Raw genomic sequence first — 22,230 nt, 5'->3', positions numbered from 1 at the left:
GCACGCGCGCGCTGCTGGAATGTGCGCGTGAGAAATCTCGGGAGGTGGCGGTGCGCCGTCGTGGTCGGATCAGTGCTGCTCGCGGGCTGCTCCTCGACCGGTGCCGGGGGCGCGGGCGGGCAGTCCTCGGCGAAGGACGCGAGCGCCTCTGCCTCGCCGACGCCCGCTGACCCGGCGCCGACCGAGGCGGCCCAGCCGGTGCCGTCCGTGATGTCCGGCAACGATCCGAGCGTGGTGCTGGCGAAGGGCGGCGATCTGCGCCGGCTCGGGCTCAAGGTCACGGCGGGTCTGCAGCGGCTCCAGACCATGCACGTCGAGGAGTCGTTCAGCACCGGCCTCCGGATGACCTACGACGTCGACTTCGATCGCTGCTCGGGCGAGATCGAGGACTCGGGCGTCAGCGCCAGGTTCGTCACGACGTCCGACGGACGGATGCTGGCGACGCGCGACCCGGGTCCTGCGCCCCGATGGACCGAAGTGGGCTACGTCCTCGTCGACTCCTGCACCGGCGGTCCCCTCGACGTGGCGTTCAGCACGGTCAGTGGTGCTGGGTCGTTGTGGCCGTGGCTGGGCGCGACGCGCGTCGGTGTCGAGCGGATCGGCGGGGTCCGCACTGTGCACTACCGGAAGTCCGGGGACGGCCAGCGGGCCGACTCGTGGCTGGCCGCTGATGGATCGACCGTGCGGATGCTGAAGCTCGTCCGGCGGATCGCGGGCAAGCGCCACACCCTGGTCTTCTCGGAGTTCGACCAGGCGGAGCCGGTCGAGCCCGAGCAGACGGTGCGATCGTGACCGAGCAGTCCGCTGCGGAAGCCGCGGCCATGCGAGGACCGGCGAGCGACGGCTAGCCACCGGCCGGTGGAGCTCGGGCTCAGGCGTTGCTGGGGTCGACCCGCCGCATCAGCGGGGTCGCCAGCGCCCCGTGCACGAGCACGGACGCGACGATCGTGAACGCGACCGTCGACCAGAGCCAGTCGGTGCCGAGCTCGTCGGCCTCGCCGGCGGCGTACGCGAGGTAGTAGATGGAGCCGACGCCCCGGACGCCGAAGAACGCGGCGGCCCAGCGCTGCGGACCGGTCAGGCGCGACGTCTCGGGGCGGAACGGGGACAGCCCGACCAGGCCGGCTGCGGGCCGCACCAGGAGGATCAGGGCGAGGCCGATCGTGACCCCGCGCCAGTCCAGGCTGGCGAGCAGGCCGCGGGAGAGCGCGATGCCGAGCACCAGCAGCACGAAGAGCGTGATCAGGCGCTCGAGCCGCTCGGTGACCTGGTGCATCGCAGCGTGATAGTCGTGCGACCGCTCGGCCGAGCGGAAGGTCATGGCGCACACGAAGACCGCCAGGAAGCCGTAGCCACCGATGAGCTCGCCGACGCCGTACGCCGAGACCAGTGCGGCCAGGGACAACAGGGACTCGCCCCGCTCGGCCACGCGGAGCGACCGGCTGGCCGACCGGAAGGCGACGTACGACAGCAGCCGGCCGACGACGATGCCGGCGAGCACGCCGAGGACGATCTTGCCGACCAGGTAGAAGCCCACCCACTCGAGTGCCCAGTGCCGCACGGCGCCCTCGGTCGCGAGCAGGATCGCCGCGTAGACGAACGGGAAGGCCAGTCCGTCGTTGAGCCCGGCCTCCGAGGTGAGGGCGAAGCGCAGCTCGTCGGACTCGTCGACCTCGAGGTCGCCGGTCTGCGGCCCGGCGACCTGGACGTCGGAGGCCAGCACCGGGTCGGTCGGGGCGAGCACCGCGCCCAGCAGCAACGCCGCGGCCGGCGCCACGCCCGCACCCCAGGCGAGCAGCGCGACGGCCGCGATGCAGAGCGGCATGGTGATCCCGAGCAGTCGCCAGGTCGTGCCCCACCGGCGCCACGTGCTGCGGTCACGCAACGAGAGCGGACGGTCGATGGCCAGGCCGACGCCCATCAGCGCCACCAGGACCGCCAGCTCGGTGACGTGCTCGATCGCCGCCCGGTTGGCCTGCGGGTCGAGCGGCAGGCCGTCGGGCAGCGGAGTGAGGCCGAGCCCGATGCCGACGGCGACCAGGACCATCGGCGCGGAGATCGCCCAGCGGTCCAGGAGGGCGGGGAGCACGATGGCGAGCAGCAGGCTGCCGCCCGCAACGAGATAGACCAGGTCGGCAGTCACGGCACGGTGGCAGTACCCGGCGTCGACACGGGCGAAACAGCAGTCCGCACTGCTCACCCACGGCGAGCAGTCTCCGATCAGACGGCGAACTCCCCACCGCTGCGCCAGTAGATGCCGGCCTCGCGCGTCAGGAAGTCGTTCTCGACGAGGTAGCGGCGCAGGGCGGCGTGGTCGTCGTGGAAGCCGCGCAGAACGAGGTTGACCTCGACCTCCTCGTAGCGCTGGCCGGGCTCGAAGGACTGCGCCAGGTGGTCCAGCACGACGAGCAGCTTCGCGTGCCTCGACGGGATGGTGTGCAGGCGACCGTCGGCGTCGAGGAAGTGCGACAGCACCCGCTGGTCGGTCATCACCGGCTCGGTCGGGTCAGCCTGAGCAGCGCGCGGGGCCAGACCGCCGTGGACAGGCCACCGCCGATCGCCCGCTGCTCGAAGTGCAGGTGGCACCCGTCCGGCGCGCCGCTGTCGCTGGCACGGGCGAACATCGTGCCGCGCTTGACCCGCTGTCCCTCCCGCACGTAGACGCGACGCGTGTGTCCGATGACCAGGTCCCAGCCGAGCGTGCGGTTGCGCAACCGCAGGGGGTGGGCGCCGTACGCCGGCCCGAGCGACGCGTTGGAGACGACCCGGAGGCCGCGACCCGCGTAGAGCGGGGTGCCGCACGGCATCGCGACGTCGATCCCGTGGTGGAAGCCGCGTCGTGCGCTGCAGCGCGGGTCGGGGGAGTAGTACGGCGCCTTGGTGCAGCCGAAGGGCAGCATGATCCGGTGGGTGCCCTTGAACCACGGCGACTGGTAGTGCGTCTTGTCCTTGGAGTAGAAGACCCACCGCGGGTCGGCGTGCGCGGCCGTGGTGAGCGAGCCGACCAGCACCAGTCCCAGCAGGGCGGCGAGCAGCAGACGTCCGAGGCGCATGCCGCCCAACCTAACCCGGCTCGCCGCTGCCCGACAGCAGCCGCTCGCACTCCTCGACCAGCCGCGCGCGCAGGGGCGCGCCACGCGCTGCGAAGGCGCGCTGCGCCTCGGCGTACTCCGCCTTGCCCGCAGCCGTCTCGATCCGGACCGGGCTGAACCCCAGGTCTTCGAGGTCGTACGGCGCCGCCCGCATGTCGAGCTCGCGGATGTCGCGCGCCAGCTCGAAGCAGTCGAGCACCACGTCGGAGGAGATCATCGGCGTCAGCCGGAAGGCGTGCTTGTAGAGGTCCATGCCCGCGTGCAGGCAGGCCGGCTGCTCGAAATCCGGGCGGTCCACCGACGTCGGGGACAGCGTGTTGAGGGGCGCCGCCGGCGGGGTGAAGAACCGGTAGGCGTCGAAGTGCGAGCAGGCGATCCGGTGGGACTCGACGACCTCGTCGGTGCCGGCGGCGCCGAGGCGCAGCGGCCAGTCGGCGTGCCGGGTCTCGTCCTCGGAGAGCCGGTAGACCATCGCCCACTCGTGCATCCCGAAGCAGCCGAAGTTCGCCGGTCGCCCGGCCGTGGCACGCAGCAGCCTCACCAGCGCCGTGAGCAGCGGGCGCTGGGAGGAGAGGTACGCCGCCGTCACCGTCGACACGGCGGTGGTCGAGCCGGCGGTCGAGCCGGAGACGTCGTACCCCTTCAGCGGCGCGTACTCCGGCGCCTCCGCCAGCGCGACGCCGTACCCCGGGTGCCAGCGGCGCAGCTGTGCCGGGCGGTGGGAGTAGTAGGTGAAGAGGAAGTCGTGGACCGGGTGCTTCCTGCTCTCGGAGCGGCGCGCGAGGTGCGGCGCGACGAGCTCGTCGACCCGCGTCGCGTGCGCGTCAGCACGCGCCTGCCACGACCCCCGGTCCATCACCTGCACCGGTCCAGGGTAGGTCAGCGGGGACCGCTCAGCCCGATCCCTGCTGGGCGCCCGCACCCACGTGGACGCTCGCGAGGAAGTCCACCATGGACCGTTCGTCCCACCCCGCGTCCGCCGGGTACTGGATCCGGACGACGCCGGAGGGCTCGCCGGCCCGCGTGCGGGTGGCGAGCGTCGTGTAGCCGGAGTCGCCGGAGACCCAGAAGCGCCGACCGTCGTGGTCCACCACGCGTCCGTCCGGCCGGTTGGCGTCGAACATGATGACCAGCTTGCCGACGAAGACGTCGGGGTCCTCCGACGTCGAGCCGTCGTCGGGCACGATCGTCACGGCCCACGGCTGCTGGGCCTGCACCGACCAGCCCTGCGGCGTCAGGTCAAAGGTGTACGGCGTCGCCTCGAAGCGCTGCGCGACCAGCTCGACCCCGGCCGGGTCCGTCGCGCTCCGGTCGAGCACCGCGACCGTCCCCACCGCGAGGACCGCGGCGGCAGCCACTCCGACGAGGCCGGTGCGCACGCGCCGCCGAGCCCGGGCGTGCATCGCGTGCCGCGCCCGGGCCAGGTCCGCACCGGGATCGACGGCTGGCCGGCCGGTCTCGGCCGCCGCCTGCAGGGCTCGGGTGAGGTCGTGCGAGGGGGACATCAGGACACCTCCAGGGACAGCTGGTGATCGGTGGCGCCGAGGACGTCGCGCAGATGGGCCAGGGCCCGGGCGTTCTGCGACTTCACGGTGCCGGTCGAGCAGCCGAGGACCCGAGCGGTCTCGGCGACGTCGAGGTCGTGCCAGTGGCGCAGGACCACCACCGCCCGTTGGCGCGGACCGAGCGAGGCGAGCGCGCCGAGCACGATCTCACGCAGCACCAGGTCCGTGGTGCCGACCGTCGGCTCCGCGGCCAGTGCCTCCGTCGGGTCGGCGAGGGTCGTCTCGCGGCGCCGGTGGGCCAGGCGCGCCTCGTCGATGAAGACGTGGGTGATGCTGCGACGTGCGTAGGCGAGGGGGACGTCCGCGCGTCGTACCCGCCCCCAGGACAGGTAGAGCCGGGTGAGCGTCGTCTGCACGACGTCCTCGGCGAAGGCGTCGTCACCGGCGCACAGCAACGTCGCCGTGCGCAGCAGGTCGGCGCGGTGGGCGCGCACGAACACCACGAACTCGGCTGATCTCTCGCTGTCGCGCACACCTCTCCTTCCCTCTCCTAGACGGGTGCGGGCAGCAGCAGGGTTGCATGCAACCTGCCGCGACCTCGCTGCCGTCATCGTGGCGTGAGGACGACTGCGGCGCTGAGCATCCCGATCATCCTGCTCGCGACCGCGTGCTCGTCGAGCGGGCACCCGGCGCCGGCTCCGGGGGCCGTGGGGAGCACCCCGGCCGCGATGAGGGTCGAGACCAGCGCGCAGCCGCGGCCGGCCTTCGACCGCACACGGCACTCGACCTCCGACCCGCGAAGCATCTGGGTGGTGGTGAACAAGAAGCACCCGATCGACGCCGGCTACCGACCGCAGATCGACCTGGTGCGCGGCTACCAGGTCGCGGCGCCGGCGGCCGCCGCCCTGACCCGCCTGCTGGACGACAGCGACGTCCTCGGCCTCGGGTTCAAGATCGCCAGCGCCTACCGCTCCTACGGCTACCAGGCCGACGTCTACTCCGGGGTCGTCGAGTCGAGCGGCCGGCCCGCCGCCGACCGGGTGTCGGCCCGTCCCGGACACAGCGAGCACCAGACCGGGCTCGCGGTCGACCTCGTCGCGCCGGACGACCCGGCCTGCGACTTCGACGCCTGCTTCGCCGGTACGCCGGGTGGCCGGTGGCTGGCGCGTGAGGCGTGGCGCTACGGGTTCGTCGTCCGCTACCGGCCCGGGTCGGCGACGGTCACCGGATACTCGCCCGAGCCCTGGCACCTGCGCTACGTCGGCCGGGCACTGGCCACGGAGCTGCGCCGTACCCGCACCGACACCCTCGAGGTCTTCTTCGACATCACTGGCGGCGACTACCCCTAGCGGCAGGGTCGATAGGCTCCCCGGGTGCGCATCGCGAGATTCACCACCGGCGAGGACCCCATGTACGGCGTGGTCACGGGCGAGGTCGACCAGTTCGGCCAGCCCGACCCCGAGAGCGTCGTCGTCGCGCTGGCGGGCGACCCGCTGTACGTCGGCGTGAAGCTGCTCGACCAGGAGCACCGGCTCGAGGACGTCCGCCTGCTGGCGCCCGTGCTCCCGCGCAGCAAGGTCGTCGGCATCGGCCGCAACTACGCCGCGCACGCCGCCGAGCTCGGCAACGACGTCCCGACCGAGCCGCTGATGTTCCTCAAGCCCAACACCAGCGTGGTCGGGCCGGGCGACCCGATCTTCTACCCGCCGCAGACCAAGAACCTCCACTTCGAGGGCGAGCTCGCCGTGGTGATCGGCCGGATCTGTCGCGACGTGCCTCCCGAGCAGGCGACCGACGTGATCCACGGCTACACGATCGCCAACGACGTGACGGCGCGCGACCTGCAGAAGGGCGACGTCCAGTTCACCCGGGCGAAGGGCTTCGACTCCTTCTGCCCGCTCGGCCCCTGGATCGAGACCGACCTGGACCCGCACGACTTCGCCGAGGGCCGCAGCGTCCAGACCTACCTCAACGGCGACCTGAAGCAGGACGGGTCGACCAAGGACCTGATCTTCGACATCCCCGCGCTGATCGCCTACATCTCCAGCGTGATGACGTTGCTGCCCGGCGACGTCATCCTCACCGGCACCCCCGAGGGTGTCGGTCCCATGGAGGTCGGTGACGAGGTCGAGATCTCGATCGCCGGCCTCGGCACCCTCACGAACAAGGTGGCACAGCGATGAACAGCCCGGTCCGCGTCCGGATGGCCCCCAGCCCGACGGGCAGTCCGCACGTCGGCCTGGTCCGCACGGCGCTCTTCAACTGGGCCTTCGCCCGCCACCACGGCGGCACCTTCGTCGTGCGCATCGAGGACACCGACAAGGAGCGCAGCACCCAGGAGTCGTACGACGCGCTGCTCGACCTCTTCCGCTGGCTCGGCCTCGACTGGGACGAGGGTCCCGAGGTCGGTGGCCCGCACGCGCCGTACCGCCAGAGCGAGCGCGGCGACCTGTACGCCGACGCCCTGGCCAGGCTGGCCGCCTCGTCGTACACCTATGACTGCTACTGCACCAATGAGGAGGTCGACGCGCGCCGCAAGGCCTCCGGCTCCAAGGTGCTCGGGTACGACGGCTTCTGCCGCGACCTCTCCGCCGAGCAGCGCGGGGCTTTCGAGGCGGAGGGCCGCAAGCCCGTCGTCCGCTTCCGGATGCCCGACGGCTCGATCACCTGGCACGACCTGGTGCGCGGCGACGTGACGTTCGAGACCCAGTTCGTCCCCGACTACGCGCTCTGCCGCGCCAACGGCGACCCGCTCTACACGCTGGTCAACCCAGTCGACGATGCCTCCATGGAGATCACCCACGTCCTGCGCGGCGAGGACCTGCTCTCCAGCACGCCACGCCAGCTCGCCCTGTACGACGCGCTGATCGAGCTCGGCATCGCCAAGCAGAAGCCGGAGTTCGGGCACCTGCCCTACGTGATGGGGCAGGGCAACAAGAAGCTCTCGAAGCGGGACCCCGAGGCGCACGCGCTGGCCTACCGCGACCAGGGCTTCCTCCCCGAGGGGCTGCTCAACTACCTGGCGCTGCTGGGCTGGGCGATCGCCGCGGACCGCGACGTCTTCTCGCTGGAGGAGATGGTCGAGGCCTTCGAGATCGCCGACGTGAACCCCAACCCGGCGCGCTTCGACATCAAGAAGGCCGACGCCATCAACGCGTCGCACATGCGGCTCCTGTCGGTCGACGAGATCACCGACCGGGCGCTGCCCTACCTCAAGGACGCCGGCGTCGTCTCCGACCCGATCAGCGACGCCGACGCCGAGCTGCTGGAGCAGGCGATGCCGCTGGTCGCCGAGCGCATCAACAAGCTGACCGAGGCCGTCGACATGCTCGGCTTCCTCTTCGTCGACGACGCGGCGTTCACCGTCGACCCCGCCGACGCGGAGAAGCTGCTCGGCGACGACGGGCGCGCCGTCGTACGACGTGCCCTCGACGCCCTCGAGTCGCTGCCCTCGTGGTCGACCGCCGCGATCCAGGACGCGCTGCAGGCCGAGCTCGTCGAGGCGATGGGTCTCAAGCCGCGCAACGCCTTCGGTCCGGTCCGCGTGGCCGTCACCGGCCGTCGCATCTCGCCGCCGCTCTTCGAGTCGATGGAGCTGCTCGGTCGCGACCGCTCGTTGGCGCGACTGCAGAGCGCCCTGGGCTGACATGGCGGGGCTGCCCTACTACCTCGTCCAGCGGGGCGGCCGGTCCGGCGTCTGGCGCCCGTTCCTCGGCGTCTTCGCGCTGGTGGCGGCGTTCCTGGTCATCGTCCCCGTGCTGGTCCAGGTGCCGTTCGCACTCGGCTTCGCGATCGCGGGCCAGGACGTGGCCGACGGCCTGACCCGGATCACCGACTTCGACGACCCCACGCCCGCGGGCCTGGCGTACCTCAACGTGTCCCTGGCCTGCGCGATCCCGGTCGCGTGGCTGCTCACCCGGGTGCTGCACGGGCTGCGACCGGGATGGCTGGCCTCGATCGCGCCGCGGATCCGCTGGCGCTGGCTGCTGGTCTGCTTCGGGCTGGCCGTCGCCGGGCTGTTCGCGACCCTGGTCGTCTCCGCGCTGGTGCCGGCCTCCGCGAACGACGGCGTGGAGATGAGCGGCAAGCTCAACGACTTCACCTCGACCACCCGCGACTACCTCCTGGTCGTGCTGCTGCTGACCCCGCTGCAGGCGGCGGGGGAGGAGTACGCCTTCCGCGGCTACCTGACCCAGGCGTTCGGCAACGTCTTCGGTCGTCCCTGGGCGGCGGTCTTCTTCCCGGCCCTGCTCTTCGCCCTCGCGCACGGCAGCCAGAGCGCACCCATCTTCTTCGACCGGTTCGCCTTCGGCATCGTCGCGGGGCTGGCCGTCGTGCTGACCGGGGGCCTGGAGGCCGGCATCGCGATGCACGTGCTGAACAACTGGCTGGCGTTCGGCCTGGCGCTCGCCTACAGCGACATGGCATCGACCCTGAACCCGACCGGCGGCACCTGGTGGAGCATCCCGGTGACGCTCACGCAGTCGCTGGTCTACCTCGGTCTGGTGCTCTGGGCGTCGCGTCTGATGCGGCTCAGGACGACCACCGAGACGGCCGCTGGGGCGGGCGTTTTGGAGGGCTCCAGCCCTCGCGTGTAAGGTTTCTCCCGGCTCGGAGACGAGCCGAAAAGCACTGCCATTGGGATATGGTGTAATTGGCAACACGACTGGTTCTGGTCCAGTTATTCTAGGTTCGAGTCCTAGTATCCCAGCTGAGATCGCGGCCCTCGCGGGCCGCGATTTTGTGCGTCACGACAGCTCCGGCTAGAGTTTCGCAGGTTGTCCGGGAGTCTCTCCAGGACACACGCCCCCGTTGTGTAGCGGCCTAGCACGCCGCCCTCTCAAGGCGGTAGCGCCGGTTCGAATCCGGTCGGGGGTACAGAGCGGAGAAGGGGCCCTGTCCAGCGAAAAGCTGGGCTGGGCCCCTTCTGCATTTCGGCCAGATTCTCGCTCGGGCAACACCGGGGCCAACACCGGGCAACGCGCGCACTGCGCTGCGCCGTCGTTGGGCGGCTTGGCTGGCCTGATGCCTGGGCGTCCCGCTCTTCGTCTCACCTGGCTCTCGCCCCCGTGGCCCGGCGCGTGCAGGAGCGGCCATCAGGTCGGGCTGGGTGGCCTGCTACCCCAACGTGGACAGGAGGGCGTCCAGGGTCCGCTCCTCGATGGCGCTGTCCGGGTGGGAGGCGCGCACGGCCGACAGGACCGGGTCGATCTGCTGGTCGACGTACGTCCATGCTCGACAGTCCTTGCTCTGGAGCGCGTCCTGGTCGTCGTCCCACGCGGTCTCGAGGTCGGTAGCCCGACTCGAAGCGCCCGCGGCGTCGCCCGACCTGACGAGGGCCAACGTGTCGGTCGTGATGGTCCGATAGCTCTTGACCGAGTCGGCGGGGAAGCTGACGGCCACGTGGTGGGTGGCTTGGGTCTGGTTGAGCGGGGAGCCGGAGCAGCTCGGCGCGCTCCCCTCCTCGGCGGCCAGGGCGCTGGTGTGGGGTTGCTGGTTGGCCCACGTCAGAAGGCCAAGGGTGGCGAGCCCGACTGCGACCAAGGCACCTAGCAACAGCCGCTGACGCTCGGGCCTCGCGTAGCGTCCGGTCGGTCGGGCGTCGTGGTCCTCGATGACGTCGGCCTTCGAGACGCTCAGGTAGACGACCGTCACCAGGATGGCGGCCAGGAAGACGATGCTCGTGGCGAACGTGCCCAGCCCCAGGCCCTTCTCGCTCGACGGGGTCGCGAGCCAGTCTCCGATGTTGGCTCCGAGCGGTCGGGTCAAGATGTAGGCGAGCCAGAACGTCAGGACCTCGTTGGCACCCAGACGCCACACAAGCGTGACGATGCCGATGAGGGTGAGCGGCAGCAGCACGGACTTCCCTGGACCCCAGCCCGTCAGTTCCAGGGTCCAATCGCCGGCGGCGGTGCCCAGTGCGAAGGTCACGAGGACCGCGAGCCAGTAGAAGGCCTCCCTCGGCACTGTCACGATCGAGTGGATCGAGAGCGTCCGCTCGCGGGCCCACCAGACTCCGAAGACGGCCGCCAAGAGGGCTGCGAAGACCGTGGTGCTGAACCACAGGGGCACACCCAGCTGGTCGGTGAGGATGTCGGTGTAGAGGGTGCCGGTGACGCTCACGACGACCACGGTGAGCCAGTAGGGCAGCGGGACGTACCGGTTCAGGCGCATCTGGACCGCAAGCACTGCAGCGAAGATCCCGGTGAAGATGATCGCCGTGTTCACCAGGCCGACGCCGAGCGTCATGTTGATCCAGTCAGCGAAGCTCTCGCCAACCGTGGTGCAGAGGATCTTGATCACCCAGAACCAGATGGTGACCTCGGGGACCTTGTTGAGCATCCGGCGCGCGGCGTCGACTCGTTCGGCATTGGTGGGGTACTCGATCATGCCGGCACGCTCGCGTGTCGAGGCTGCCATCAACCTGACTGCCGCGCGTTCGGCGCCGGCCGCAGAACTCAGGTCCCGTCAAGGTCGTCGCCAAGAAGTGCGTCGTGTCGGGGGTGGACCACATGCCATTCAGGTGGGAGGCAGGTTCGGACGCCTAGCGTCTCGCAGATGGGCCCGCTGTATGAGCCGACTGCATTGCTGGTCGTGATGGCCGTGCTGGTAGCCGAGCACGGGCTGGCGGTCCGTCTCGGAATCGCCGCGGACTGTCTCGTGGTCACCGCCGGTGCTGCGACGTCCTGGGGCGACGTCCATCTCTCCGTGGTGGAGGCGGTCTGGTGGCTGACCGTTGCGGCAGTGACCGGTGACCAGGTCGCCCGCCTCGGGGGCCTGCCGCCCCCGCGCGATCCTCTGGGGTTGCTGGCCCGAGCCGATACCGCCGGGTGGTACGCGGTGGCATCGCTGTGCACCGGGGTGATGTGGACCGCCGGTCTCGTGCTGGCCGGGCGAGTGATTGTTGGGGTTGCGCTGCTGTGACCAGGAGGGCTACCGCAGGTGGTAGACGAAGTAGTCCCTGGCAACCTCGACCAACCGGTACTGCCGGTCGAAGACCGGCTGGGCACGACTGGTGTTCACCCCCCAGGTGGCGAGGGAGGTCCCGTTGACGACGGCCCAGGTAGGGGCGTGCGGCCCGCTGATCGCGTGGGTGAACTCGGTGAGGTTCGGATCGAGCACTCTCACCGGGAGACTCCAGAGCTGCTGGTAGGGACTGGTCAGACCGGCCGCCTGAAGGATCGCGGGGTTGCCGAAGGCGATGACGCCTGTGTCACCGGGCGACTTGTGCGCCGACAGGTAGCGCGCCACCTCCACGTCCGAAGGAACGGTCCGGTCGTGCAGAGCAAGCCCGGCAGTCGAGATGACCCCGACGACACCGGCGTACGCGAGGACCGCGGTGGCCGACGGCACCCGGGCCGGCCCACGCAGTGCCAGGGCAGTCGTCGCCAGCACCAGCCCGGGCACGAGCCCGATCAGGTAGTGGAGCCAGTAGCTGCCGCCGAAGGCGATGCCGAAGGTCTCCCACGCGAGAACCGCGCCCGCAAGCAGCCGCATGTCGGGATGCGTCATCGCTGCGGTGCGCTGATCTGGGCTGCCCGTCAGTAGGCGACGCGGGACGAAAGCCAGCACCACCAGGACGAGCGCTCCACTTGCGATGAACGAGACCGTGAGCGACATCGCGCGGCCCGGCGTCGCGGAGTTGGCTTGGGCCGAGATGACCGCAGCCGCATCTGCCCGAAAGACCACGACGGCGTTCCACAACCCCGCTGGGTCGGTCCCGCGAGTCGCGGCCCACGCGAGGACGGTACCGAGCAGGCCACCGGCGCCCAGCACGAAGGACGTCGTCGCCTGGAGGGCATCGCTGTTCCGGCGGCGTGTGAGCAACCACAGGATCACGGTCGCCGCCAGCACGAACCCGTCCACCATGCTTTGCTTCACCAACGGGGCGGCCATCGCGGATGCGCCAGCGACCGTCCACCAGGACCAACGAGGCCGTTGGCGGGTACGCGCCGGGGGCACTGCCTGCAGAGCAAGCAGTGAGCACAGGACGCTGGCCAGCACGAACGGCACGGCGAGCAGCTCGCCGTCGACCTCGCTGGTGCCGAAGAGCGGCGTGGTCATGAACACCGCGGCGGTCGCGGCGACGAGCACTGGAGCACGGCGTACGCCGGGCGCGGCGAGGTGGCCGATCCGGCCGGCGAGCAACACCGAGACCACCACGGCGAGCAGACCGATCAGTCGGAGCGCGAGCAACCCGCCGCCGAGGTCGGCGAGCTGGAAGATGCCGACCAGGAGCGGAGGCCGGTCCACCCAGTAGTCGCCGTACAGGGACGTACCCGGCGACCACTGTGAGGCGATGAGCAGGAACCCGCCCTCGTCGGAGGACAGTGGGCGGGCGAGGTTCGGCAACCACATCAGGGCACCGACGAGGGCGGCCACGCCGACCGCCCCTGGCCGCTCCACCAGCTTCCCCGGGCTGGGCGGACGGACCGGCAGCGTCAGTACGGAGGTCACGCGGGCACCTGCGCGGCGTCGAGGCCGTGCTCGCGGAGTGGGCCGGTGTCGTGGAGGAGCAAGGCGGCGTCCCGCAGCCGAGTCCGCCCGACGGTGGTGACCATCCGTGCCGGAGCGGCTCGGCGTGACCGGTCCCGCCTCCGAGCGGGTCCCAGGACGGCGCGGAGGTCCCCATCTTCCGCCGCCGTCAGCGCCGCGGGGTCGAGCACGCCGACGACGAGACAGCGGCGGCCCGGCTCGGTGGTCATGGGGCCAGGGTGGTCGCAGAGACCTGCCATGGACCTGACCGGCTGTTGCCCCCGGGTCGTCGACCAGGACGCCGTGACGAACCCGGATGGGAACGCGCCGAGCGGCACTGCACGACGTGACACCGTGCTGACGTCACCGCGCCCCGTGAGGTGCGGCACGGAGCGTCGCGAAGATGTCGTCCTCGAGGCGGGGCCCTGGCCGTCGTCCGACTTCCCGGAACCACTCCCGGCCCAGCACGCTCCGGGCGAGCGGTCGGGGGAGACGGAGCAGGAGCGCGAGCGTCCGGGGTTTGTCGCCACCGCCCACCTGCGTCGCGTGCGCACGCAGGGATGCGAGCTTGGCCGCCAGATGAGCCCGTACGTCGACCTCGTGCGTGAGGTCGGCGCGTGCGGTGTACGCATGGCTCATGTCTGGCAGCTCGGGCATCGGAACCACGCGCGACAGCTGCCGGAGGGTTCGCACCAGCCGGTCGATCAGGCCCCGGTCGAGGGTCGCCTCCAGCACGACCGCGGTGCCCGCCAGCTCGGCCGCTCGCCGCCCGACCCGGTGCACCTGCACGTGGTCGGGGTGGCCGTAGCCGCCTGCCTCGTCGTACGTCGTCAGCACGTCGGCCCGTTCCACACGCAGGATGTCCGCCAGCCGATCGGCGGCCTCGTCGAGGGCGACCTCGGCGAACCGGGAGTCCGCATAGCCGAGCACCTCGACCCGGGCGATACCGAGCGCCGCAGCCGACGCCGCGAGCTCGCGGGTGCGACGCTCCGCGAGGTCCGCCTGCTCGTGGGGCGAGGCGAGCCCTGCCCCGCCGGCGGTCGCGACGACCAGCACCACCCGGTGGCCCTCCGCCGTTGCGCGGGCGAGCGTGCCGGCGGTCAGCAGCGCCTCGTCGTCGGGGTGCGCGTGGAACGACACGAGGGTGAAGCGGTCCGGGTTCATGTCGCGCTCACAGGCGTCAGTGCGCGGATGCGCGGCCGGACGGCACGCGCTGCTTCGGCGTACAGCTCCTGGGTGCGGCGACCCGCTTCGACCCAGTCGTGCCGCGGCGGGACGGTGGCGTTGTGGCAGGCGATCCGTGTGCGCAGTGGTGCGTCCGTGACCAACCGGGCGAGGTGGCCGGCCAGCGCGTCGTCGGTCGGGCCGAGGAGGCCTTCGACCTCGTGCCCGACGAACTCGACGACGCCGCTGTGCGAGCTCGCCACGACGGGCAGCCCCGCGCTGCGGGCCTCCAGCGCGGCGATGCCGAACGACTCCAGCTCGGCCGGCGCGAGGAACACCGAGGCATCGGCCAGCACCTGACGGATCGCTGTCCTGTCGATGCATCCGCGTAGCTCGACCCAGTCGGTCATCCGATGCCGACGCAGGAACCGCTCCAGGGCGTCACGCTGGGGTCCGTCGCCCACGACCACGGCCCGCAGCGGCAGGTCGGCCGGGACCCGACGCCGCGCGTCGAGCAGGATCCGGCCTAGCGGGAGGGTGCGCTTCGTGTGGGTCAGTCGCATCACGCTGACGATCGTCGGGACACACGGCGGCGTCGCTGCACCGGAGGGTCGCCACGACGTGGGGTCGACGGCGTTGGCCAGCACGTGCACGGGTCTGCCGGGTCCGAGCATCCTCCTCAGCGGCGCCGCCGCGGGCTTGCTCACTGCCGACCACGCCACCGGCCAGGAGCCGAGCCGCAGCAGGGCGTGGGCCGTCGCCGGGAGAGGACCCAGGCCGGACCACATCGAGTGGACCGTCACCAGGGTCGGGTAGCCGGCCAGGGAGGCCCGACGAGCCGCGGTCGACGCGAAGGGCGAGAGCACCGATACGTGGACGTGCACGACGTCGGGCGCCAGGTCGTCCAGCAGGCGACGCAGGGCGGCGTCGGCCCGGACCAGCCCGCCGAGAGGTCCGGCCGCGGCGTCGACGCGGCGCACCCACGAGTCGTCTACGGCACCGGTTGCCCTCGGTGTCGTCGTGATGACTTGGGCGTCATGGCCCTCGAGGCGCTGGTGGTGGACCAGGTCGCGCAGGTGGATCTCGATCCCGCCGAGCCGGGGGAGGTAGCAGTCGCTGACGTGGACGACGCGCATCACGCCGCCGCCCCGGTCGACCTGGTTGCTGCGCCTCGACAGAGCCAGAGCCAGACCGCGAGCCCGACGCCTCCGACGGGGATCTCCAGGCCGTAGGTCAGTGTCCGGTAGAGGAGAACGCCCGCGACGACGCTCGCCGGCGCGCCACCGAGCCCGATCAGAGCGCCGGTGAGGCCGACCTCGACGACACCGGCGCCACCGGGGGTGAGTCCGGCCAGCGTCAGCAGCCGCTCGACGGCGAAGCCGGCCAGCACGGCCGCCGGCGCGATCGCGGCGCCCGTGACGGCGAGGCACGCCCAGAGCAGTGCCAGCAGCAGGGCCGTGTAGAGCACCATGCCGAGGCTGAGTCGGAGCCAGCGTGCCCGGACGATGGCGCTGCAGCTCGCCTGGAGTTCGACCAGCGCCGACCGCAGCCGGACCCGGCGGGGCGAGCGCACCGCGCGCAGGAGTCTGTGCGCGACGCGGTCGAGGCCGCCACCGACGCGCGCGGCCACCGACGCTCGGGAGAGCGCCGCGACGATGGCCGCGCAGCCGAGCGCAAGACCGAGGGACGCGATCAGGGCCGGGCCGAGCGCCGGCCCGATCGAGACTCCGGTCGCACAGGCGACGGCGGGTACGACGGTCAGCGGGAGCGCGAGCTTGGCGAGCACGTCCCAGACGTTCGTGATGACGGTGAAGGCGACGAACTGGTCGGCGCCGTATCCCCAGGTCCGGGCCATCCGGCCGTTCAGCGCGATGCCTGCGGCCCCGCCGAGCGGGAGCACGTTGGCGACTGCGCTGCCGGTGAGGCTGAGGGTCAGGGCGCGACGGTGCGTCAGCCTCGGCAGGGCCGCTGTCAGGGTGATGGTGTGCGACAGCAGTCCCAGCGCCCACAGCCCGACCAGCCCGACCAGCTCGAGGACCGGGACGGCGGCGACCACCGCCCAGGTGCTCGCCCAGGAGACGCCACTCGCCATGGGCAGCACCAGGGTCAGCAGTGCCACGGCCAGGCAGACGCCGAGCAACCAGCGTCCCGTCCTCCTCATGTTCACAGCCCCAGCGTCGGGCGCGCTTCCTGAACGCCACCTGACTGCCGGGCGCGTCGCGGTCAGGTGGCCTGCAGGTTCACGGCACGACGCTCGGTCCGTGCCCGTCCACCTGCCGTCCGTGCCGTACGTCGCGGGATCGCCCGTGGGTGACGATGGCGCAGCCGACCGAGAACCCGGTGCCGGCTGGCTCGTGCGGCTCTGGGTGATCGCGCTCGGCCTCGCGGTCGTGACGCTGTGGCGCTCCTCGGTCGTCGACATCCCTGTGCGTGACCCGGGTGGCGAGATCCTCCGCGCCCGGATCGCGATCACAGCCGGGACCTTCGTGGCTCTTGCGCTCCTGGACGCCGTACGACGAGTGCCGCGTGGTCGGCGTGCTCCCCGACCAGTGGCGGAGATGCTGCGCCGTCGCTGGCCAACTCGCCGACTCCTGGTGGCCGCGTCGGCCCTGCTCGCCTACCACCTCGTCTACGCCGGCTATCACAACCTCAAGAGCTGGGACGCGCTCAATCCGCCCCGCGACCAGGCCCTGACCTGGATCGACCAGGCGCTCTTCCTTGGTCACTCTCCCGCGGTGCTGCTCCACTCGGTGCTGGGCGAGCGCTGGGCGGCGTACGCCTTGGTGATCGTCTACGAGTCGTTCCCGACCCTGGTGTCCATCGCCTTCGTGGCCTGCGTCGTCTTCGCGGACCGCCTCCGCGACGGCACCGTGTTCCTCGCTTCGGCGAGCTGGGTGTGGGTCCTCGGCGTCGCCTGCTACTACGCGGTTCCGTCGCTGGGTCCGTTCAACGACCGTCCCCAGGACTTCGCCGGGCTCCCGCACACGATCGTGACCACCACCCAGACGACGTACATGGCGCAGCGGGCGCACCTCCTCGCGGATCCGTCGGCGCACGACGCCTTCGCCCAGGTGTCGGCCTTCGCCAGCCTGCACGTCGGCGTCACCACGGTGATCGTGCTGATGGCGGCGTACTACCGACTACGGCGGATCGCCGTCGTGCTGAGCGTCTATCTCGCACTCACGGTGGTGGCGACGGTCTACCTCGGCTGGCACTTCGCGGTCGACGACATCGCGGGTCTCGCGATCGGTGCCGCGGCGGTCGGACTCGGGATCGTGACGATCTACCCGACCCGTCGGTCCCGTCGGCGCGTTCAGGCCGTTGGCAGGTTCGCGGGTCGAGAATGGGCCCATGATCATCGGAGTGTGTGAGGACGACCCGTCGATCCGACGCCTCCTCGCCGAGGCCCTGCGCTTCGTCGGACACGAGACGATGATGGCGCACGACGGGGGAGAGGCGCTGCGGCTCTTCGGTGCGGACAGCGCGATCGACGTGCTGGTCGTCGACATCGGACTGCCCGACTCCGACGGTCGCGACGTGTGCCAGGCGCTGCGGTCGGCCGGGCAGAACGCTCCCGTCCTCTTCCTGACCGCGCTCGGTGCGACCCACGACCGGCTCGCCGGCTTCGGTGCCGGCGGCGACGACTACGTCGCCAAGCCGTTCGAGCTCAAGGAGCTGATCGCCCGCCTCGAGGCGCTGGGCAAGCGTGGTCGACCGCCGCTGTCCACGACGTCCGGCCTCGATCTCGACCCCGCCCGGCACGCAGCGCGAACACAGGCCGGGGAGGTGCTGCTGACCCCGACCGAGTTCCGGATGCTCGCGGCGATCACCTCTCGACCGGACGAGGTCGTCCGTCGGCGTACCGTGATCGCGGCAGCCTGGCCGGAAGGAGCCGTCGTGGCCGAGAACACCGTGGACTCCTTCATGCGCCGGATCCGGACCAAGCTCGAGTCGATCGGCTCGCCGGTCTCCATCGAGACGGTCCGCGGCGTCGGGTTCCGCATCCGGTGAGGTGGCCTCGGCTGCCGCGGTCCTTCCGCCGGCAGATCGTCGTGCTCACCGCGGGCATCACCGCGGTCGCGATGCTGCTGCTCGCACTTGTGGTGCAGGTGGTGCTCGCCAGGATCACCACCAGCGACGTCGACCGGGTGCTCCAGGACCGAGCGGACGCTGTCATCAGCTCGGCGACGACAAGCGCTGGCGGCCAGCTCCTGGTCCCGGACAGCCAGCTGGACGCGGGCGTCGCGGTGTACGACGACCAGGGCGTGCTTGTCGCGGGCGCGCCGCCGGAGAGCCTGCGCGAGCACTACGCCGACCTTGCGACGGTCGTCACGAGGACCGTCGAGACCCACGCCGAGCACGGTCGCATCCTGGCTGAGCCGTTCACGGCGACCGGCGGTGCCGCCGGGGTGGTGATCGTGACCGAGCGGCTGGAGCCCTACGAGGAGGCCGAGCGGCTCGCCCTGATCGTCACCCTCGTCACCGGCCTCCTGACCACCGTCGCCGCGGCCGCGATCGCCGCTTGGACCACGCGCCGAGCGCTGCGACCGGTCACCGTGATGGCCGAGACCGCGGCCGAGTGGAGCGAGCACGATCTCAGTCGCCGCTTCAACCTCGGTCCGCCGGACAACGAGCTGAGCGCGCTCGCCGGCACCCTCGACCAGCTCCTCGAGAAGGTCGCCTCGGCGATCCGCTCCGAGCAGCGGCTCACCTCGGAGCTGGCGCACGAGCTCCGCACCCCGCTGACGACGATCCAGGGGATGACGGACCTGATCCTGCTCCGCGACATCCTGCCCACCGAGACGCAGCGCGACCTCGAGGAGATCTCAGGGGCCAGCCAACGGATGTCGGCGACGATCACCGCGCTGCTCGACCTGGCGCGTAACGAGGCCCAGATCGTGAGGGCGTCGCACTGCTCGCTGGTCGAGGTGCTCGAGGACGTCACCGGCCAGGCTGCCCCGAACGATCTCGTGCTCGACGTCGACGTCGTCGATGCCCGGCTCGGGCTGCCGCACGCACTCGCTGTCCGCGCCATCAGCCCGGTGGTGGAAAACGCCCTGCGCTTCGCGAACACCCGTGTCCGGATCAGCGCGGCGGGCACCTCCGGGACGGTCGAAGTGTTCGTCGACGACGACGGTCCCGGTGTCGCACAGGAGGAGGCCGAGCGGATCTTCGAGCCCGGCATGACGTCCGCGGTCGGCACCGGCGCGGGGCTCGGTCTGGCGATCGCCCGCAGGATCGCCCGCACGGTCGGCGGCGAGGTCGCGGTCGCGCAGGACGCCGCCGCCACCCGATTCGTGATCCGGCTGCCGCGCGGCTGAGCACCTCCGGGGCAGTCAGGTTACAGACAGGTGGTGACACCTAGCGTCCAGCCCGTGAAGCCGATCTCCGAGGCGCCCGCCGCCGCCCTTGACTCCCACCGCCGTCCCTCTCGCCTCGAACCGGTCGCCGCCAAGGTCCCTGAGATCACGGCGCTCTTCTGGGTCATCAAGGTCCTGACCACCGGGATGGGAGAGGCTGCCTCGGACGGCCTCGGTGAGACCAGTCTCGTCCTCGGTGGGATCATCGGGGTCGGCGGCTTCCTCCTCGCACTGCGGCTGCAGCTGCGCAGCGACCGCTACCACGCGCCGACGTACTGGTTCTGTGTGTCGATGGTTGCCGTGTTCGGCACGATCGTCGCCGACGTCCTGCACGTGGCGACGGGGCTGTCCTACTACATCACCTCGGCGTTCTACGCGGCCGTGGTCGCCGTGCTCTTCACCTGGTGGCACCGGTCGGAGGGGACGCTGTCGATCCACCACATCGACACTCGTCGTCGGGAGCGCTTCTACTTGGCCACGGTGCTGGCGACGTTCGCGCTGGGTACGGCGGTCGGAGACCTCGTGGGCCTGACCATGAACCTCGGCTTCTTCGCCGCGGGTCTCTTCTTCCTCGCCGCGATGATGGTGCCGCTCGTCGCGTGGCGGCTCGGAGCCAATGCCACTCTGTGCTTCTGGGCCGCGTACGTGCTGACCCGGCCCCTCGGGGCGTCCTTCGCCGACTGGATCGGCAAGGACCACGACATCGGTGGCGGGCTGGGCTTCGGCGACCTGCGGCTCACGGCGATCCTGGTCATCGCGATCGCCGTTCTCGTGACGTACGCGCACCGGTCCGGGCACGACATCCAGAAGCCGATCCCCGTGGACGCCGGCTTGTGATCGACCTCTGGCAGGCCGTGGTCCTCGGTGTCGTCGAGGGGCTCACGGAGTTCCTCCCCGTCAGCTCCACCGGGCACCTCAAGATCGTCGAGAGCCTGATGGGCATCGACGTCGCCGACGACAGTGTCGTCGGCTTCACCGCGGTCATCCAGATGGGCGCGATCGCGGCGGTGCTCGTCTACTTCGCACGCGACATCGTCCGGCTCGCGACCGCATGGGTCCGTGGCCTCGCCAGCCGCGAGCGGCGTACCGATCCGGACTACCGGTTCGCCTGGTGGATCGTCTGGGCGACGATCCCGGTCGTGGTGGTCGGGCTGCTCGCGAAGCCGTTCATCGACGGCCCGCTGGCCTCGCTGTGGGTGGTCGCCGCCGCACTGGTCGCGGGCAGCGCGTTCATGTGGGTGGCGGACCGGGTCGGCTCGCACGAGCGAGCGGAGTCGGAGATCACCGCCGTCGACGCCGTCGTGGTCGGTGCGGCGCAGGTACTGGCGTTGCTCTTCCCGGGCTTCTCGCGCTCCGGCGCGACCATCTCGACGGGGCTGCTCCGCGGCCTCGACCGGGTGGCAGCGACGCGGCTCTCCTTCTTCCTCTCGATCCCGGCATTGACCGGCGCAGGGATCTATGAACTGAAGGACGCGGTTGGCGGCGACGTCGGCGCCGGCCCGGTCGTCGTGGGCACGGTCACCTCGTTCGTGGTCGCCTACGCCACGATCTCATGGCTGTTGCGGTACGTCGCACGGCATTCTTTCGACCTGTTCGTCTTCTACCGGCTCGGTGTCGCGGTGCTACTCGTCGCACTTCTGGTGGCCGGAGCCGTTGCTGCTTGAACGGATCACTCGGGCTCGAGAAGGCAACACCCACGACGTCGGACGCCCAGCCTGACAGTCCGCGTGAACCTGCAACGCGTGGATCTGCTCAGGAGGGCGGGGGCGGCAGCTGACTTCCTTGCGCCGGAGGTGCGGAGGGGGAGCCCCAATGGGGGGTCACAACCGACCGCTCACACGTCCCTGCGCTTGAGGACGACCGCCGCGGCGGACATGCCCGCGAGGACCCAGCCGAGCATGACCGCCAGTCCGATCCATGGAGAGAGGCCGTGGGGCGCCGGGAGGGAGGTGGAGAAGCTCTGTCCCGCACCGGTCGGCAGGTAGGCCGCGATGTAGTTGCCCCAGCTCGGGAACACGAGCTCGAGCAGGATCGGGACGACGAGAATGACTGCGTACGTGGCCACCAGCGCCCCGGGAGTGCTGCGGACGATCCAGGCCAGGGAGCTTCCGATGAGCCCCACCAGCGTGAGATAGACCCCGGTGCCGATCACGACTCGCAGCGTGCTCCCGTCGCTGAGGCTGTAGGTCGGTCGGTGGCCAGAGAGGACTGCCTGCGCGACGAGGAACGCGACGACGGCTGCAGCGATCATCGAGATCCCGACGACGGTGGTGAAGACAATCGCCTTGGCGAGCAGGACCGGCAGCCGCCTCGGGACGGCGGCCATGGTCGCGCGGATCATGCCGGAGCTGTACTCGCCGCTGACCACCAGGACGCCGAGCGCCGCCATCAGCAACTGGCCCAGGTAGTAGCCCTGGAGAGGGCCTGATGCGACGACGTCCTCCGGATCGAGGCCAGCTGGGTTGCGGGTGTTGTAGGCGATGACGGCTCCCAGGACGATCATGCCGACGACGGCCGCGGCTAGGACGAGCAGCGTCGAGCGCAGGCTGCGGAGCTTCAACCATTCGGATGCGATCACGCCGCGTTGCGTTACCGGTCCGTCGACCCGCCCGGCAGCTCGGACGATGCTGCCGC

Annotated in this window: 24 protein-coding genes and 2 tRNA genes; 13 read left to right on the top strand and 13 right to left on the bottom strand. The window is 71.0% G+C overall.

Annotated features, from left to right (window positions below; translation table 11 throughout):
- Positions 1–60 precede the first annotated feature (60 nt).
- Positions 61–792 (top strand): hypothetical protein, encoded by a 732-nt coding sequence (locus N542_RS0119795; protein WP_155993243.1) that lies wholly within the window; start codon positions 61–63, stop codon positions 790–792.
- Between the two features lie 79 nt (positions 793–871).
- On the opposite strand, the gene N542_RS0119790 is transcribed toward N542_RS0119795, so the two are convergent.
- The 6 genes from N542_RS0119790 to N542_RS0119765 form a co-directional block, all read right to left on the bottom strand.
- Positions 872–2,143 (bottom strand): cation:proton antiporter, encoded by a 1,272-nt coding sequence (locus N542_RS0119790; RefSeq protein ID WP_028645411.1) that lies wholly within the window; start codon positions 2,141–2,143, stop codon positions 872–874.
- Between the two features lie 77 nt (positions 2,144–2,220).
- Positions 2,221–2,490: a DUF2087 domain-containing protein gene (locus N542_RS25760; RefSeq protein WP_036509006.1), complete on the bottom strand. Its 270-nt coding sequence runs from the start codon at positions 2,488–2,490 to the stop codon at positions 2,221–2,223.
- Positions 2,490–3,053: a M23 family metallopeptidase gene (locus N542_RS26835; protein WP_051552119.1), complete on the bottom strand. Its 564-nt coding sequence runs from the start codon at positions 3,051–3,053 to the stop codon at positions 2,490–2,492. The genes N542_RS25760 and N542_RS26835 overlap by 1 nt, the downstream gene beginning before the upstream one ends.
- A 10-nt stretch (positions 3,054–3,063) precedes the next feature.
- Positions 3,064–3,948: a hypothetical protein gene (locus tag N542_RS0119775; protein ID WP_036509159.1), complete on the bottom strand. Its 885-nt coding sequence runs from the start codon at positions 3,946–3,948 to the stop codon at positions 3,064–3,066.
- 37 nt (positions 3,949–3,985) lie between these two features.
- Positions 3,986–4,597, bottom strand: a complete 612-nt coding sequence (locus N542_RS0119770; RefSeq protein WP_028645409.1) for a hypothetical protein — start codon at positions 4,595–4,597, stop codon at positions 3,986–3,988.
- Positions 4,597–5,130, bottom strand: coding sequence for a SigE family RNA polymerase sigma factor (locus N542_RS0119765; RefSeq protein WP_028645408.1), 534 nt, complete (start codon positions 5,128–5,130; stop codon positions 4,597–4,599). The genes N542_RS0119770 and N542_RS0119765 overlap by 1 nt, the downstream gene beginning before the upstream one ends.
- An 84-nt stretch (positions 5,131–5,214) precedes the next feature.
- Between N542_RS0119765 and N542_RS25750 the strand changes: the two genes are divergently transcribed.
- From N542_RS25750 to N542_RS0119735, 6 genes are all read left to right on the top strand, one after another.
- Complete coding sequence (locus N542_RS25750) at positions 5,215–5,946, top strand: M15 family metallopeptidase (RefSeq protein WP_036509003.1); 732 nt, start codon at positions 5,215–5,217, stop codon at positions 5,944–5,946.
- A gap of 24 nt (positions 5,947–5,970) precedes the next feature.
- Positions 5,971–6,780: a fumarylacetoacetate hydrolase family protein gene (locus tag N542_RS0119755; RefSeq protein ID WP_028645407.1), complete on the top strand. Its 810-nt coding sequence runs from the start codon at positions 5,971–5,973 to the stop codon at positions 6,778–6,780.
- Entirely contained in the window at positions 6,777–8,243 is a 1,467-nt protein-coding gene (gene gltX, locus N542_RS0119750; RefSeq protein WP_028645406.1) for a glutamate--tRNA ligase, read from the top strand. The genes N542_RS0119755 and gltX overlap by 4 nt, the downstream gene beginning before the upstream one ends.
- A gap of 1 nt (position 8,244) precedes the next feature.
- Entirely contained in the window at positions 8,245–9,195 is a 951-nt protein-coding gene (locus tag N542_RS25745; protein WP_051552117.1) for a CPBP family intramembrane glutamic endopeptidase, read from the top strand.
- A 41-nt stretch (positions 9,196–9,236) separates the two neighbouring features.
- Positions 9,237–9,308 (top strand) — tRNA-Gln (locus N542_RS0119740).
- 94 nt (positions 9,309–9,402) lie between these two features.
- Positions 9,403–9,475 (top strand) — tRNA-Glu (locus N542_RS0119735).
- A gap of 240 nt (positions 9,476–9,715) precedes the next feature.
- On the opposite strand, the gene N542_RS0119730 is transcribed toward N542_RS0119735, so the two are convergent.
- The gene (locus tag N542_RS0119730) at positions 9,716–10,987 is read right to left on the bottom strand and encodes a COG4705 family protein (RefSeq protein WP_028645405.1); all 1,272 of its coding nucleotides are present in this window, start codon (positions 10,985–10,987) and stop codon (positions 9,716–9,718) included.
- A 168-nt stretch (positions 10,988–11,155) separates the two neighbouring features.
- On the opposite strand from N542_RS0119730, the gene N542_RS0119725 reads away from it, so the two are divergent.
- Positions 11,156–11,521, top strand: coding sequence for a hypothetical protein (locus tag N542_RS0119725; protein ID WP_028645404.1), 366 nt, complete (start codon positions 11,156–11,158; stop codon positions 11,519–11,521).
- 9 nt (positions 11,522–11,530) lie between these two features.
- On the opposite strand, the gene N542_RS0119720 is transcribed toward N542_RS0119725, so the two are convergent.
- The 5 genes from N542_RS0119720 to N542_RS0119700 all read right to left on the bottom strand — a co-directional run bounded on the left by N542_RS0119720 (position 11,531) and on the right by N542_RS0119700 (position 16,397).
- Entirely contained in the window at positions 11,531–13,054 is a 1,524-nt protein-coding gene (locus N542_RS0119720) for a hypothetical protein (RefSeq protein ID WP_028645403.1), read from the bottom strand.
- Positions 13,051–13,302, bottom strand: coding sequence for a hypothetical protein (locus N542_RS0119715; RefSeq protein ID WP_155993241.1), 252 nt, complete (start codon positions 13,300–13,302; stop codon positions 13,051–13,053). The genes N542_RS0119720 and N542_RS0119715 overlap by 4 nt, the downstream gene beginning before the upstream one ends.
- A 133-nt stretch (positions 13,303–13,435) precedes the next feature.
- On the bottom strand, positions 13,436–14,236 hold the full coding sequence (locus tag N542_RS0119710) for a PIG-L deacetylase family protein (protein WP_028645401.1): 801 nt from the start codon (positions 14,234–14,236) through the stop codon (positions 13,436–13,438).
- Positions 14,233–15,372 (bottom strand): glycosyltransferase family 4 protein, encoded by a 1,140-nt coding sequence (locus tag N542_RS25740; protein WP_051552115.1) that lies wholly within the window; start codon positions 15,370–15,372, stop codon positions 14,233–14,235. Before N542_RS25740 ends, N542_RS0119710 begins: the two co-directional genes overlap by 4 nt.
- A complete protein-coding gene (locus tag N542_RS0119700) occupies positions 15,372–16,397 on the bottom strand; it encodes a lysylphosphatidylglycerol synthase domain-containing protein (protein ID WP_197026036.1) in 1,026 nt (341 codons plus the stop codon). Before N542_RS0119700 ends, N542_RS25740 begins: the two co-directional genes overlap by 1 nt.
- Positions 16,398–16,497: 100 nt before the next feature.
- On the opposite strand from N542_RS0119700, the gene N542_RS0119695 reads away from it, so the two are divergent.
- From N542_RS0119695 to N542_RS0119675, 5 genes are read left to right on the top strand one after another with little or no spacing between them, the layout of a single operon-like run.
- Positions 16,498–17,607 (top strand): phosphatase PAP2 family protein, encoded by a 1,110-nt coding sequence (locus N542_RS0119695; RefSeq protein WP_028645399.1) that lies wholly within the window; start codon positions 16,498–16,500, stop codon positions 17,605–17,607.
- On the top strand, positions 17,588–18,247 hold the full coding sequence (locus N542_RS0119690; protein WP_028645398.1) for a response regulator transcription factor: 660 nt from the start codon (positions 17,588–17,590) through the stop codon (positions 18,245–18,247). The genes N542_RS0119695 and N542_RS0119690 overlap by 20 nt, the downstream gene beginning before the upstream one ends.
- Positions 18,244–19,557, top strand: a complete 1,314-nt coding sequence (locus N542_RS25735; protein WP_051552114.1) for a HAMP domain-containing sensor histidine kinase — start codon at positions 18,244–18,246, stop codon at positions 19,555–19,557. The genes N542_RS0119690 and N542_RS25735 overlap by 4 nt, the downstream gene beginning before the upstream one ends.
- 54 nt (positions 19,558–19,611) lie before the next feature.
- Complete coding sequence (locus tag N542_RS25730) at positions 19,612–20,433, top strand: COG4705 family protein (RefSeq protein WP_051552112.1); 822 nt, start codon at positions 19,612–19,614, stop codon at positions 20,431–20,433.
- Entirely contained in the window at positions 20,433–21,260 is an 828-nt protein-coding gene (locus tag N542_RS0119675; RefSeq protein ID WP_197026049.1) for an undecaprenyl-diphosphate phosphatase, read from the top strand. Before N542_RS25730 ends, N542_RS0119675 begins: the two co-directional genes overlap by 1 nt.
- Before the next feature lie 170 nt (positions 21,261–21,430).
- Here the strand turns inward: N542_RS0119675 and N542_RS0119670 are convergent, their stop codons facing one another.
- A complete protein-coding gene (locus N542_RS0119670; RefSeq protein WP_197026035.1) occupies positions 21,431–22,174 on the bottom strand; it encodes an ABC transporter permease in 744 nt (247 codons plus the stop codon).
- Positions 22,175–22,230 lie beyond the last annotated feature (56 nt).

The sequence above is a fragment of the Nocardioides sp. URHA0020 genome (assembly GCF_000620705.1).
In the GTDB taxonomy this organism is placed as follows: domain Bacteria; phylum Actinomycetota; class Actinomycetes; order Propionibacteriales; family Nocardioidaceae; genus Nocardioides.
Note: the sequence above shows the minus strand (reverse complement) of the source record. Positions and strands in the feature narration are given on the sequence as shown.

What these genes read in the sequence shown, in the direction of transcription:
- N542_RS25760 (WP_036509006.1), bottom strand. Translation starts at nt 2,490, where the DNA reads ATGACCGACCAGCGGGTGCTGTCGCACTTCCTCGACGCCGACGGTCGC.
- N542_RS26835 (WP_051552119.1), bottom strand. Translation starts at nt 3,053, where the DNA reads ATGCGCCTCGGACGTCTGCTGCTCGCCGCCCTGCTGGGACTGGTGCTG.
- N542_RS0119775 (WP_036509159.1), bottom strand. Translation starts at nt 3,948, where the DNA reads ATGGACCGGGGGTCGTGGCAGGCGCGTGCTGACGCGCACGCGACGCGG.
- N542_RS0119770 (WP_028645409.1), bottom strand. Translation starts at nt 4,597, where the DNA reads ATGTCCCCCTCGCACGACCTCACCCGAGCCCTGCAGGCGGCGGCCGAG.
- gltX (WP_028645406.1), top strand. Translation starts at nt 6,777, where the DNA reads ATGAACAGCCCGGTCCGCGTCCGGATGGCCCCCAGCCCGACGGGCAGT.
- N542_RS25745 (WP_051552117.1), top strand. Translation starts at nt 8,245, where the DNA reads ATGGCGGGGCTGCCCTACTACCTCGTCCAGCGGGGCGGCCGGTCCGGC.
- N542_RS0119730 (WP_028645405.1), bottom strand. Translation starts at nt 10,987, where the DNA reads ATGATCGAGTACCCCACCAATGCCGAACGAGTCGACGCCGCGCGCCGG.
- N542_RS0119725 (WP_028645404.1), top strand. Translation starts at nt 11,156, where the DNA reads ATGGGCCCGCTGTATGAGCCGACTGCATTGCTGGTCGTGATGGCCGTG.
- N542_RS0119715 (WP_155993241.1), bottom strand. Translation starts at nt 13,302, where the DNA reads ATGACCACCGAGCCGGGCCGCCGCTGTCTCGTCGTCGGCGTGCTCGAC.
- N542_RS0119710 (WP_028645401.1), bottom strand. Translation starts at nt 14,236, where the DNA reads ATGAACCCGGACCGCTTCACCCTCGTGTCGTTCCACGCGCACCCCGAC.
- N542_RS25740 (WP_051552115.1), bottom strand. Translation starts at nt 15,372, where the DNA reads ATGCGCGTCGTCCACGTCAGCGACTGCTACCTCCCCCGGCTCGGCGGG.
- N542_RS0119700 (WP_197026036.1), bottom strand. Translation starts at nt 16,397, where the DNA reads ATGAGGAGGACGGGACGCTGGTTGCTCGGCGTCTGCCTGGCCGTGGCA.
- N542_RS0119690 (WP_028645398.1), top strand. Translation starts at nt 17,588, where the DNA reads ATGATCATCGGAGTGTGTGAGGACGACCCGTCGATCCGACGCCTCCTC.